Source organism: Acinetobacter sp. YH01010 (genome assembly GCF_013420775.1).
In the GTDB taxonomy this organism is placed as follows: domain Bacteria; phylum Pseudomonadota; class Gammaproteobacteria; order Pseudomonadales; family Moraxellaceae; genus Acinetobacter; species Acinetobacter amyesii.
Window position 1 is genome coordinate 68,779 of record NZ_VOYF01000003.1, and the last position, 14,243, is coordinate 83,021.

The following is a 14,243-nucleotide window of genomic DNA, read 5'->3' on the forward strand; positions in this document are numbered from 1 at the left end:
AAGTTTCAACTCGCTAGTTTGATTGTTCTAATTCAGCTCAGTCACCCCATTCAAATCGGTGATGACTGAGATAAAGCCATAAAAAAACGCTGCCGAAGCAGCGTTTTTTTTATACCTAAAATTTGAGTTGCTTAGAACACTTTCAAGAATAACCAGTACAAGCAGCCTGATAGACAGATCGTTGCAGGTAAAGTAAAGACCCAAGCCGATAGAATGGTTTTCACTGTTGCAAAGTTCAGACCCGATTTATTCGCGACCATGGTACCTGCAACCGCAGAGTTAAGTACGTGTGTAGTCGATACTGGCATACCAAAACCATCCGCAGCAGCAATCGTTGACATAGCAACAAGCTCGGCAGACATACCCTGACCATAGGTCATGTGGTTTTTACCAATACGCTCACCTACAGTCACGACAATACGTTTCCAACCCACCATGGTTCCAAGACCCAGTGCCAATGCAACAGCGACTTTCACCCATGTTGGAATGTACTGTAAGAACGAGTCTAGGTGACTACGATATTCTTTCACAGTCTTTTGTTCAGCTTCTGCCATTGCTGGTAGTTGGTCAGCTTTATCTAGACGTTTAAAAGCAGTAGTACTTAAGTACATGTCATTACGAATCGAAGATACTTCTTGTTCAGGAATATCTTTTAAGTCGCCATACTGTGCAACACGCTCACCTAAATGATCGGTCAAACTTGCCAAAGCTGGCACAACTTCTGGGCTGACTTCTTTGGTTTGAATGTATTTGGTGAGTACATCACGTGCTTGTGCATCAGGAATATCCTTATGCTCTGCGTAGATCGCAGTCGCAGTTTGAGCAGATAACTGATGGAAAGATTGAATATGTTGATTATCTAAGTTCTTATTCAATGAATAAGCCAATGGCACACATCCGATCAAAATCAGCATGATCAGACCCATACCTTTTTGACCATCATTTGAACCGTGCGCAAAACTTACACCTGTACAGGTAAAGATCAAAATTGCACGAATTAGTGGTGGTGGCGGCTTGTTGCCTTCTGGTGGCTGAAACAATTCTAGCTGTTTGCGGAAAATACGCTTCACCAACAAGAAAACGAGAGCCGCAAATGCAAAACCAATCAGTGGAGAGAACAATAACGCCTTACCCACTTTAAGCACCTGCTCCATATCTACACCGCTCGCACCACCACCTGCATTTAACAGGTAATTCATGATGCCAACGCCAAGAATAGAACCAATCAAAGTATGCGAACTAGACGCTGGGATGCCCAAGAACCAAGTCCCTAAATTCCACAAAATCGCTGCGATCAACATAGCGAAAACCATGGCAAAGCCAGCACCTGAACCGACATTCATAATCAATTCAACAGGTAACAAGGCAATAATGCCGTAAGCGACTGCACCACTGGCAACCATTACGCCTAGGAAGTTACAGAAACCCGCCCACATTACCGCAACCGGTGCTGACAAGGCGTTGGTATAAATCACTGTTGCTACTGCATTTGCAGTGTCATGGAAACCATTTACAAATTCAAAGCCAAGTGCGATGAATAAGGCTGTGCCCAATAAAATCATTGAATAAAGACTTAAAGGCGGAACATGCGCTAAATCGGCAGTCACCTGAAAACCAATATAAATCAACGTTGAAATAATCACCGTTAAAAATACCGGCATAAAGAATTTCGGTGTAGGCACATGAACATTCGTGGACTTTTGAGGAGTCGACGTGTGCGCTGAATCTACGGGAGTTTGTTTAGAATTCATGCAGGCAGGAATAGAGGATTTTAAAATCCCCATATTGTTCAATTTAATTATGACAATTATATGACAAAGCGGTGTCATATAAAGCAATTTTTCATGCTTTATTTGTTTTTTTTAGGTGTTTAAAACCGACTCCTACACTCTACTTTCATAAAGTAAATCAGTTATTTAATCTACGTATTTAAACTTTATTTTCTTTGAAACCCAATGTTTCAGCTTTTATTTCATCTGTCATGTTTTTTTGTCATATTGCATAGCCCTGCTGGATGTTTTTTAATCTTGCCTGAGCAATATGACAAATTCATGAAGCTTTCCATACATTTATATGAAATTGGAATATGAAATTATCAAGTTGCAATATTGCTCATTAATTCAACAAGCTAATAATTGCGCGCTGTGAAGATGATTGAATATCAATAAAACTGCAATGAATTCTGTTAATATATTTGCCGATTTTATATTCCATCGGATTGGGGTTATTTATGTCCACGCTTGCCACCCTAAAAGAGCTGCTCGCTCAACGGATTCTGATTATCGACGGTGCAATGGGCACCATGATTCAGCGTCATAAACTCGAAGAAGCTGACTACCGTGGTGAGCGTTTTGCAGATTGGGCATCTGACCTCAAAGGCAATAATGACCTATTGGTGTTGACACAGCCTCAAATTATTCAAGGCATTCATGAAGCCTACCTCGATGCCGGCGCAGACATCATTGAAACCAACAGCTTTAACGGCACAAAAGTTTCAATGTCTGACTACCATATGGAAGATTTGGTATCAGAGATCAACCGTGAAGCAGCGCGTATTGCCAAAGCAGCTTGTGAAAAATACTCAACGCCTGAAAAACCGCGTTTTGTTGCAGGTGTGCTTGGCCCGACTTCACGTACTTGCTCGATCTCGCCAAATGTAAATGACCCAGCATTTCGTAATATTACTTTTGATGAGTTAAAAGAAAACTATATTGAAGCTGCGCATGCCCTGATTGAAGGCGGTGCGGATATTCTACTCATTGAAACTGTATTCGATACCTTAAACTGTAAAGCTGCCATTTTTGCAGTGAAAGAAGTCTTCAACCAAATTGGCTACGAATTGCCATTGATGATTTCAGGCACGATTACCGATGCCTCTGGCCGAACTTTAACTGGCCAAACTGCTGAAGCGTTCTGGAACTCTGTGCGTCATGGTGATTTATTGTCGATTGGCTTTAACTGTGCCCTAGGTGCAGATGCCATGCGTCCGCATGTAAAAACCATTGCTGACGTTGCCGATACTTTTGTTTCGGCGCATCCGAACGCTGGCTTACCAAATGCCTTCGGCGGTTATGATGAAACCCCTGAACAAACCGCTGCCTTTATTAAAGAATTTGCAGAAAGTGGCCTGATTAACATCACGGGCGGTTGCTGCGGTACAACGCCGGATCACATCCGTGCTATTGCCAATGCCGTAAAAGACATTGCGCCGCGCCAAGTGCCAGAAACCAAACCCGCTTGCCGTCTCAGCGGTTTAGAGCCGTTCAACATTACAGAAGATTCGCTGTTTGTAAACGTCGGTGAACGTACCAACGTGACAGGTTCTAAAAAATTCCTACGTTTAATCCGTGAAGAAAACTTTGCCGAAGCTTTAGAAGTTGCACAGCAGCAAGTTGAAGCCGGTGCTCAGATTATCGACATCAACATGGATGAAGGCATGCTGGATTCAGAAGGCGCAATGGTGCACTTCCTGAATCTTGTAGCCTCTGAGCCTGAAATTTCACGTGTGCCTATCATGATTGACTCATCAAAATGGGAAATCATTGAGGCAGGCTTAAAATGTGTACAAGGTAAAGCGGTTGTAAACTCGATCTCCCTCAAAGAAGGCTATGACGAGTTTGTGCATAAAGCGCGTTTGTGCCGTCAGTATGGCGCTGCCGTGATTGTGATGGCCTTTGATGAACAAGGTCAGGCAGATACTGCTGCACGTAAAAAAGAAATCTGTAAACGCTCTTATGATGTATTGGTGAATGAAGTGGGCTTCCCTGCTGAAGACATCATTTTTGACCCGAACGTGTTTGCAGTGGCAACAGGTATCGAAGAACACAACAACTATGCTGTGGACTTTATTGAAGCAACAGGCTGGATCAAGCAAAACTTACCACATGCGATGATTTCAGGCGGTGTGTCTAACGTATCGTTCTCCTTCCGTGGTAATGAACCTGTACGTGAAGCGATTCACTCTGTGTTCTTGTACCATGCCATCAAGCAAGGCATGACCATGGGTATTGTCAACGCTGGTCAAATGGCGATTTATGATGATATTGATGCTGAACTGAAAGCTGCGGTTGAAGATGTGATCTTGAACCAAAACCAAGGTGAAAGCCATCAAGAAGCTACAGAAAAGCTGCTTGAAGTTGCTGAAAAATACCGTGGTCAAGGTGCTGCGCAAAAACAAGTGGAAAACTTGGAATGGCGTGAGCTTCCCATAGAAAAGCGCCTTGAGCATGCTTTAGTGAAAGGTATCACCACCTTTATTGATGAAGATACTGAAGAAGCACGTCTGAAAGCTAAACGTCCACTCGATGTGATTGAAGGTCCGCTGATGGACGGCATGAATGTGGTAGGTGATTTGTTCGGTTCAGGCAAAATGTTCCTGCCGCAAGTGGTGAAATCTGCACGTGTCATGAAACAGGCTGTAGCTTGGCTGAATCCGTTCATTGAAGCGGAAAAAACAGCTGGCCAATCTAAGGGTAAAGTCCTGATGGCGACTGTTAAGGGCGATGTGCATGACATCGGTAAAAATATCGTAGGTGTGGTGTTAGGCTGTAACGGCTATGACATCATCGACCTTGGCGTGATGGTGCCTTGCGAGAAGATTTTACAAACTGCGATTGATGAGAAAGTCGACATTATTGGTCTATCTGGCCTGATTACGCCGTCACTGGATGAAATGGTTTTTGTTGCGAAAGAAATGCAGCGCAAAGGCTTTAATGTTCCATTGATGATTGGCGGTGCAACCACTTCTAAAGCACATACGGCAGTGAAAATTGATCCGCAATATTCAAATGATGCAGTCATTTATGTTGCCGATGCATCTCGTGCGGTGGGTGTAGCAACAACTTTACTTTCTAAGGAAATGAAGCCAAAGTTTGTAGCAGAAACCCGTGCTGAATATGAAAAAGTCCGTGAGCGTATTGCTAACAAACAGCCGAAAGCAGCGAAACTGACGTATGCTGAATCGGTTGAAAATGGCTTAAAAATTGACTTTGCAGCCAATGCACCTGTGAAGCCAAACTTTATTGGTACGCAAACGCTGACCAATTATCCATTGGAAACATTAGTTGAATACTTTGACTGGACACCGTTCTTCATTTCTTGGAGTTTGGCAGGTAAATTCCCTGCTATCTTAACTGATGAAGTTGTAGGTGAAGCAGCAACTGACTTGTATGAACAAGCACAGACCATGCTAAAAGACATCATCGACAACAAACGTTTTGATGCTCGTGCTGTGTTTGGTATTTACCCTGCAAACCGTTCAGCAGCGGATTCGGTTGAAGTGTATAGCGAAGATGGTCAATCGGTTACGCATACCTTCCATCACATTCGTCAACAGTCTGATAAAGTGACAGGTAAACCAAACTTGTCATTAGCGGACTTTATTGCGCCTAAAGGTGTCGCAGAAGACTACTTGGGCGGTTTCACTGTATCGATCTTTGGTGCAGAAGAAATGGCCAATGAGTACAAAGCTAAAGGCGATGACTACTCTGCAATTCTTGCGCAATCTTTAGGTGACCGTTTTGCGGAAGCGTTTGCGGAGCATTTGCATGAGCGCATTCGTAAAGAGTTCTGGGGCAACCAAGCTTCTGAAACCTTAAGCAATGAAGAATTGATTAAAGAGAAGTATATAGGCATCCGTCCTGCGCCGGGCTACCCTGCTTGCCCTGAGCATTCTGAAAAAGCGCCATTGTTTGATTGGTTAGGTTCTACCGATAAAATTGGTACGCAATTGACTTCTAGCTTTGCAATGTGGCCGCCTTCATCTGTCAGCGGTTTTTACTATGCAAACCCTGAAAGCCAATACTTTAACGTGGGTAAAATCGCAGGCGATCAGCTTGAGGATTATGCAAAGCGTAAAGGCTGGACTTTGGATGAAGCGAAGCGTTGGTTAGCACCGAATTTGGATGATTCGGTTCAATAATTTGCATTAATAAAAGCTCTCACAGTGAGGGCTTTTATTTTTTAATCCCCCTAAATCCCCCTTTTTCAAAGGGGGACTTTCGCGTATCAATTTAATTACGTGACAGCTCCTCCCTTTTTAAAGGGAGGCTGGGAGGGATTTTTTAGCCAATTTACAAGAAATATTAGTAACTCTTATTTTCATTTTAAATAACCATAAACCTTTATGTTTTAATGGTTCGGGATATTTTAGTCTAGCAACTATTTCTATCTTTTCGATAGTGCTCAACTGTGAATATTTTTTATGTTCTCTTCTTAAATATTTATCTATTCCATTCAATCCTGAACCCAAAAATGCAATTTTAAGATAGGCAGTTGCTATGTGTTTATGACTATATTTTCTACAAATTAAAATAGACAATAATTGTTCACGAAATTTTCTAATCCATGTTCGCTCATACCTTTCAGTAATTACTCTGACATATTGTTGAGCCACTGTACTTGCTCCTTGAAATTCATTTTTAAACTTTGTGCAGTAAATAGCACGAAGCATTGCATAATGATCTATTCCAAAATGCATTGAAAATCTATGGTCTTCAGCAAGGAATAAAATATTGAGTGTTTCATCATCTACGAACTGATAAATACTATCTAAATGAACTTCACATTTCTTGAAATCAGAATTTATTTCATCAAAGTTTAGAATTTGAAATAACTTAGCTACAAAATAAAATGGAATGGTTGCTAAGAAATAAAGTGCCCTCATACTTTACCTTTGATTTCAGCAATAGATTGGGGAAATGGTTCTTTAGATAACCAAACTTTTCCTTTTTGATCAGCAACCATTGAATAAAAATCACCTTCAAACTTAGTTGCTTTACGATCACTAAAAAAGATGAAATTTTTCCTTAATTCAAATCTGCAATAAATTGTTGATTGTCTCCGCTCTCCATATTCAGTTGCATGTAAAGTTAATATATCTGGACCAAAAATATTTTTTTGAATTGACCCTTCTATTTGTGCTCTAGCACGATGTTTACCAGTATATTTAAGGACATGTCGGCTATGCGTAAAACGTTTTCCATAAGTAGAATCTTCATAAATTTTTTCAGAGGCTCCTCGAATATTATTCCCCTCTAATCTCAAAAATAAATTATGTTGTAATTCCATATTTTCATAGGGTCTATATGCTGTTTTCTCAGTTTTAGATCTCAAATACCATTTTCCTGAAAAGTCTGGTATTCCTAAAACCCGTTCTCTAACCCAGAAGAAAAGACCAGCAATAATGATTGCTGCAAAAACTGCTTCTAATACATCCCCACATGCAAAATCCTTAATTAATACATCCAAAAGTTCAATTTCACTCATTTTTAAGATTTTTATAAAGAAATTGATTCATTTTATATAAAACATAAAGTCTTTTAAAGGAAAAACTCTATAAAAAACAATCAACTTATCTAGAAAACCATGAGATTAATTACCTTTATATTTCTATTTTTTCTTATAATCCCTCCTAATCTCCCTTTGAAAAAGGGAGGAACTACGCGAATCCACAATGGCAATCAAATTCGTGTGAAGTCCCTCTTTCTTAAAGAGGGATTTAGGGAGATTCTTTCAGACAATACCGATAAATCACTTCCACCACATCATCAATCTGCGCCATTACCTGCCCATTATCAAACCTCAGCACTTTTAGCCCAAGCTGAGCCAAAGCTTCATCTCGAATTCGATCTGCCTCTAATTCTTCAGGCGAAAAGTGCTGACTACCATCGCACTAAAGCCTACATTCAAGCCCTCACCCCAGCCCTCTCCCAAAGGGAGAGGGAGCACCATCTAATTTAATAATCAGGTTAATTCAATAGTGAAAGTTCCCTCTCCTCTCAGGAGAGGATTAGGGAGAGGTAAATCAGTCATGTTATTGCGTAAATCACGCGAGGCTTGTTTTAAATTTTTATTGTAGGGTTTCATTTTATTCTTCTATTTTAATATTTTTAATCCCTCCTAACCTCCCTTTAAAAAAGGGAGGGACTATCACGTAATTCATTTAATCACATGAAAAAGTCCCCCTTTGTAAAAGGTGAGAAGCGTAGCTTCGCAAGAGAGGGATTCTATCGAAGAATATATACAACTGAGACGTCAATTTTCCACCACACTCATCGATCAACTGCCCTTTTTTACACTTTTATGTCAGACACCACGCCAATTTCCTTATAATAATCACTTTAGATCTCCCCAAATTCATAACCCATTGGTGCATTAATGAAAAAACTCATGAACGGTGCAGAAAACATCGTAATTGAAATGTGCAAAGGCTTTGTTCTTGCGCATCCTGAACTCGCATTTAACGAGTCACACAAAATCATTTCACGCAAAGAAAAGCACAACAACGTGGCATTGATCAGTGGTGGTGGTAGCGGTCATGAACCTGCCCATGCAGGCTTTGTCGGCACAGGCATGTTAGACGCTGCTGTGTGCGGAGACGTATTTGCATCTCCGTCGCAAATTCAGGTTTATAAAGCCTTACAGCAAGTCGCAACTGACAAAGGCGTGCTGATGATCATCAAAAACTATTCTGGCGATATGATGAATTTCCAGAATGGCGCAGCCCTTGCGACTGAAGACGGCATTAAAGTTGACTATGTAAAAGTGGCAGATGACATTGCGGTTAAAGACAGCCTATATACAGTCGGTCGTCGTGGTGTTGCAGGCACAGTATTTGTACATAAGATTGCAGGCGCAGCAGCATCAAAAGGCTTAGAACTTGCAGACGTAAAAGCGATTGCTCAAAAAGCTGCAGACAACGTCATTAGCCTTGGTTTTGCTTATAGCTCATGTACTGTTCCAGCCAAAGGCACGCCAACGTTTACTTTGACTGATGACGAAATGGAATATGGCGTCGGCATTCACGGTGAACCCGGCATCCGTCGTGAAAAAATATTGCCTTCTAAAAAAATGGCACAGCGCATCGTGGATGATTTATTCCTCGACCGTCCAGACATGAAAGAAGTTGCAGTCTTGGTCAATGGCTTTGGTAGCACACCGCTGCAAGAGTTGTATGTCTTTAACCATGATGTATGCGAACACCTTGCACGTAAAGGCATCAAAATTTACCGCACATTTGTCGGCAACTATATGACCAGTATCGACATGAATGGTGCATCTGTGTCCTTGCTTGCTGTCGATGATGAATTGAAAACTTACCTCGATGCAGCAGCCAATACCCCTGCATTTAAAATGGATGGTTCAGCAGCACAACCTTTAACTTTCGCAACTAAAGATGCTGCCACCGAAGCTGTGGTAAATACCCAAGTTGAAACACAGCCTGAACATGCGGTGATTAGCAATGAACAATTCACCATCGAAAACATGCGCTATGTGGTCGATGTCATGTCTGCCTGTATCATTAGAAATGAAGTGCCATTCTGTGAACTAGACGCGCATGCAGGTGACGGCGACTTCGGTATGAGCGTGGCGAAAGGCTTTAAGCAATTAAAACGTGAATGGCAAAGTCTGATTCAAGCGCAGCAGATGGATGAATTCATGCTGAACTGCTCAATGATCATTATGGAACACTGTGGCGGTGCATCTGGCCCAATCTGGGGTTCAGCATTCCGTGCAGCAGCGAAATCAATTCAAGGCAAAACTGCTTTGAGCGTTTCAGACTTTGCCGAGATGCTGCAAGCAGCGGTCAAAGGCATTCAAACTACAGGTGAGCGTTCATTTGGACGCGGCGCAGTGGTGGGTGATAAAACCCTGATTGATGCACTTGTGCCATGCGCAGATTCTTGGTCTGCCCATACAGATAAAACCTTTAAAGAAAACTTTGTACTTGGTGCAAAAGCGGCGGTTCAAGGCGCTGAAAATACCAAAGAGATTGTAGCGCGTATGGGACGTGCGGGAACTGTAGGCGACCGTAGTCTTGGCTATCCAGATGCTGGCGCACATGGTTTAGGTGTAATCTTTACGAATATTGCAGAACATATTAAATAACTGAACATCTTTAAAAATTGCCAGACCACATCAAAAGCATCGATTCGTCGGTGCTTTTTTTATGGCTATTTTAAAGCACTTTTTTTCATCAAATATCTCATTCATACAATACCTTTAGCATGAAATCCTTTTTCGAATAGTGCTTAAAAATTAACACAATTGAGCTGCTTTATCGCCCAGCGCTTTGCTAAGTTAAAAACACATAACGATAAAAAAGGATGAGACATGGATTTCACTCAAATTTTCATCCATGACACTACATGGACTTTTGCTGCCGAAGTGATTTTGCGTAGCGTCATTATGTTCGTTTTAATCATCGTATTCTTACGCCTAACAGGCAAACGCGGCGTGCGTCAGTTATCCATCTTTGAAGTTGCCATCCTCCTTGCTTTGGGTTCAATTGCAGGCGACCCGATGTTTGAAGAGGAACTCCCCCTCTTACAAGCGCTCATTGTGATGACGGTAGTGATTGGTTTATACCGCGTAATCACTTGGCTAATGATGAAATACCAGCCCTTTGAAGATTTAATTGAAGGTAAAGCCCTCTACATTGTGGAAGATGGTGAATTGGTCTTAGAAAAGATTAAACAAGGTAAAATGTCACATGATGAATTCTTCTCTGAAATGCGCCAGCAAAATGTTGAACATTTAGGGCAAGTCCGCGTCGGTCTATTAGAAAGTGATGGAAAATTTAGTATTTTGTTTTATCCACCTGAACAAGTGCGTTATGGACTGCCACTATTTCCGAAACCCTATAAAGCGGTTCGAGATATCAAAATGCATCAGCTGTATGCCTGTACGCACTGTGGCAAAACCATGTACATTTACGGTGCTCAGGATACCTGCCCGCGCTGCGGATGTAGTGACTGGGCTGAAGCGATTAATACACAGCGTTTAGCTTAAGCATTCAAGGCTAAAACTTTAAAATTCTGTGCCGCTTCAATTAAATACGTCATCAAAATACAGTAAGATCCAACGACCATCACCACAGACCCACCCTTGAATGTTTTTCGCCATCTAAAAGTGCAGCAGCAGAGATTTCATTGGTTAATATATGTGCATTATTTCAGTTCAGGCAAGCCATCCAGCTTTCATCTTTTGAAGACTACAAGATGCTCAGACAGACTCCCAAAAATGTATCATTCGTCAATTTTCAGTTCCATTATCGCGCTAACATCTATCAATCAGATAAAAATACAAAATAATGAATTGCCCTGAATTAACTCAGAAATGGCGCAATTTGTTTTTCATTTTTTAAACAGATTCTAAAAACATAGTTTTTCACTTAATAATCATTCATTTAATTTTGTCATTGCAAATCACCATTGCACCATTTTAGTGCATTGTTGTCATACTCATGCAAGTCTTTGCTTTATATCGAGTCTTCTACATTTTTTAGTTTTTTTAATCAAAATTTCCCTCGCTCACTCCTCTTTTCGAAATTATTCCGCTCGATATACTGAACTTCTTTTCGTGAACTAGCGCACTAAACTGGAACACCTTATGCAAAATATAGATCTCCTCTTTCTCCTTCTTGGTGCAGTCTTGGTTCTTGCCATGCATGCTGGCTTTGCATTTTTAGAATTGGGTACAGTACGACATAAAAATCAGGTCAATGCGCTGAGTAAAATTTTGACTGACTTTTCTATTTCCGCAATTGCATACTTTTTTGTGGGTTATTACATCTCTTATGGTCAGCACTTTTTTCATATTGGGGACACTTTAGCAGCCGATCATGGCTACAACTTAATGCGTTGTTTCTTCCTGCTGACTTTTGCCGCAGCCATTCCAGCGATTATTTCAGGTGGTATTGCTGAACGTGCAAAAATGCGGACTCAAGCGATTGCCACATTATTATTGGTCGCTTTGGTCTATCCATTCTTTGAAGGCATGGCATGGAATGGTAATTTTGGGCTACAAGCATGGTTAGAACGCACATTTGGCGCAGCATTTCATGATTTTGCAGGTTCGGTCGTGGTACATGCGATGGGCGGTTGGATCGCTTTAGCTGCAGTACTTTTACTTGGCGCACGTCATGGACGCTATAAAAAAGACGGTCGTATCAGCGCTCACCCCCCTTCAAGTATTCCATTCCTTGCCTTAGGTTCTTGGATTTTAATCGTCGGCTGGTTTGGCTTTAACGTGATGAGTGCGCAACGTTTAGATGCCATTTCAGGACTGGTTGCAATTAACTCTCTCATGGCAATGGTGGGCGGCACGCTTGCAGCAAACTTTATGGGTAAAAATGACCCCGGTTTCTTACATAACGGTCCCTTAGCAGGTTTGGTTGCAATCTGTGCAGGCTCAGATGTAGTTCATCCTGTCGGTGCGTTAATTATCGGCGCTGTCGCAGGTCTGATCTTTGTCAAACTATTTACATACACTCAAAACAAACTCAAAGTCGATGATGTACTTGGCGTATGGCCACTACACGGTGTTTGTGGTGCTTTCGGTGGTATTGCAGTGGGTGTATTTGGACAAAAATGGTTGGGCGGTTTAGGCGGTATTTCAATGATCTCTCAATGTATCGGTACGCTGCTCGCGATCGTGATTGCATTGGCTGGTGGATTCATCATTTATGGTCTACTCAAAGTAACGATGGGCATTCGCCTAGATCAAGAAGAAGAATTCCGTGGTGCAGACTTAAGTATTCACCGTATTTCGGCAAACTCTGAAGAAAACATGTTCTAAACAACACAATCTAAAGCGGCTTTTAAGCCGCTTTTTTTAACCCTGAAATGCACTCAAAGCTCTATTATTAGAATTCCTTATTTCAGAAAATTTAAGACTTGATCCAAATGCTGAATTTTATTCGGAATGCTGTGCTGTTGTTCTGCACTTAAAGCATGAAAGCCTTCAAGCAATACGGCAAACATCCCTGCTTGGCTCGCACCATAAATATCATTGACAGGATGATCACCAATAAATAAACACTCGGTTTCCGTCACGCCCAACTCACGACAACTGTACTGAAATATTTCAACTTTGGGCTTACTGATGCCTGCACTTTCCGAGCTGATGATCTGATCAAAATACGATGCAAAACCCAGTCCATTTAAAATGTTCAGGCGTGTGGCATGTCCACCATTCGACACCACAGCCAATTTATACTGCTGTTGTTTTAGTTGCTGCAGCAAGCTCAATGCTCCTGGCATCGCCACGGCAAACTGACCAAAGTGCTGAAACCAAAATTGTGTCAGCTCATCAAAATCGGGTTGATGTATCCAACTTAGCTCTGTTTGTAGGGCATAAGCGACAGATGCCCCAATACTCGGATGAGTAAGGAGTTCTTTTTTCGGATATCCCCCATTATCTATACGATTAATAATACGTTTAATCTGTACAAGGTCTACCTCCGCCAGCGTCGACTGATAAGACTCGGCTAAATACTGCGTATAGGCCTGAACGCTGTGATCTCGATGAGTCAAAGTATTATCTAAATCAAAAAGGACTGCACGTATGCTCATAAATCTTTATTACTGAGTTTTCAAAAACTTTAACACAATGCCCGTTTTGCTTTATGCACCTTCTTCACTATCGATATCAATACAGTTCAAATAGCCGATTAAGTCTGATTTAAGTTTTGTGGTTTCAAATAGCAGCATTCAAACAAAATAATTTCGGCACATCACACGACTTATGCTCTCGAACCGTACCTTTTTATTGCGACAAACCCTGCTGCTCACACTCAGTTTGGTTGGCCTCCTTTATGTTTTTCCCGTCGGTGGTTCGCTCGACCAAGCTTTTATTCAGCCTTGGGTCGACCTACATGGTAGTTTTCCTCATCGTAATGATTGGGCACTTGCTGTGCTGAACCATCGCTATATCAAGAATATCGTCATAGGCGTTTATGTTCTCTATATCGCAGCATGGATATGCAGTTTTAAATATCCTCATCTAAAAGCACGCAAGTTTGAATTTGGTTATTTTATCGTAGTGGCTCTACTCAGCACGGCAATCATTGGGTTGCTCAAATCACAATCTGCACATGCCTGCCCTTGGAATATGACAGTCGCTACAGCCCATGGCTTTTCTTGGGATTTTTCAGCACGCCAAGGACACTGTTTTCCCGGTGGTCATGCTGCAACTGGTTTTGCCCTAATCACTGGATATTTTGTTTATCGAATACATCGACCTGCCCGTGCCTACTTCTTTTTATCTGCAGGGCTGATTTTAGGCTTTGCTTTTGGCTGGGCGCAAATGATGCGGGGTGCGCATTTTCTGAGTCATAACCTTTGGACCGTATGGATCATTTGGGCATTTAATTGTGTCATGTATGTGCTGTTTTCTCGCCATTTCACTGCATCGACTACGCAGCAAAACAGCAAAGCTTTTACATGGATCTAATTAAGTCC

9 protein-coding genes and 1 pseudogene are annotated in these 14,243 nt (G+C 41.6%); 5 read left to right on the forward strand and 5 right to left on the reverse strand.

From position 1 onward, the window contains the following. Positions 1-131: 131 nt before the first annotated feature. Entirely contained in the window at positions 132-1,751 is a 1,620-nt protein-coding gene (locus FTT77_RS03530; protein ID WP_180024086.1) for an inorganic phosphate transporter, read from the reverse strand. Between the two features lie 479 nt (positions 1,752-2,230). Between FTT77_RS03530 and metH the strand changes: the two genes are divergently transcribed. Continuing rightward, the gene (gene metH, locus FTT77_RS03535) at positions 2,231-5,920 is read left to right on the forward strand and encodes a methionine synthase (protein WP_180108916.1); all 3,690 of its coding nucleotides are present in this window, start codon (positions 2,231-2,233) and stop codon (positions 5,918-5,920) included. A gap of 117 nt (positions 5,921-6,037) precedes the next feature. On the opposite strand, the gene FTT77_RS03540 is transcribed toward metH, so the two are convergent. From FTT77_RS03540 to FTT77_RS17570, 3 genes and pseudogenes are all read right to left on the reverse strand, one after another. Continuing rightward, positions 6,038-6,664 carry a transglycosylase domain-containing protein gene (locus FTT77_RS03540; RefSeq protein WP_180026484.1) on the reverse strand — a complete coding sequence of 209 codons (627 nt, stop codon included), beginning with the start codon at positions 6,662-6,664 and terminating at the stop codon, positions 6,038-6,040. Then, a complete protein-coding gene (locus tag FTT77_RS03545) occupies positions 6,661-7,266 on the reverse strand; it encodes a hypothetical protein (RefSeq protein WP_180026485.1) in 606 nt (201 codons plus the stop codon). Before FTT77_RS03545 ends, FTT77_RS03540 begins: the two co-directional genes overlap by 4 nt. A gap of 232 nt (positions 7,267-7,498) precedes the next feature. After that, positions 7,499-7,866, reverse strand: a pseudogene (locus FTT77_RS17570) (endonuclease domain-containing protein). A gap of 291 nt (positions 7,867-8,157) precedes the next feature. On the opposite strand from FTT77_RS17570, the gene dhaK reads away from it, so the two are divergent. The 3 genes from dhaK (at position 8,158) to FTT77_RS03565 (ending at position 12,579) form a co-directional block, all read left to right on the forward strand. Further along, entirely contained in the window at positions 8,158-9,888 is a 1,731-nt protein-coding gene (gene dhaK, locus FTT77_RS03555) for a dihydroxyacetone kinase subunit DhaK (RefSeq protein ID WP_180108917.1), read from the forward strand. Positions 9,889-10,113: 225 nt separating this feature from the next. Next, on the forward strand, positions 10,114-10,791 hold the full coding sequence (locus tag FTT77_RS03560) for a DUF421 domain-containing protein (protein WP_180108918.1): 678 nt from the start codon (positions 10,114-10,116) through the stop codon (positions 10,789-10,791). Between the two features lie 600 nt (positions 10,792-11,391). Further along, complete coding sequence (locus tag FTT77_RS03565) at positions 11,392-12,579, forward strand: ammonium transporter (RefSeq protein ID WP_180092233.1); 1,188 nt, start codon at positions 11,392-11,394, stop codon at positions 12,577-12,579. 77 nt (positions 12,580-12,656) lie between these two features. Here the strand turns inward: FTT77_RS03565 and FTT77_RS03570 are convergent, their stop codons facing one another. Beyond that, positions 12,657-13,355, reverse strand: a complete 699-nt coding sequence (locus tag FTT77_RS03570) for an HAD family hydrolase (protein ID WP_180108919.1) — start codon at positions 13,353-13,355, stop codon at positions 12,657-12,659. A 172-nt stretch (positions 13,356-13,527) separates the two neighbouring features. Here FTT77_RS03570 and FTT77_RS03575 point away from each other — a divergent pair, with 172 nt between their 5' ends. Then, positions 13,528-14,235, forward strand: coding sequence for a phosphatase PAP2 family protein (locus FTT77_RS03575; RefSeq protein ID WP_180108920.1), 708 nt, complete (start codon positions 13,528-13,530; stop codon positions 14,233-14,235). The last annotated feature ends 8 nt before the right edge of the window (positions 14,236-14,243 follow it).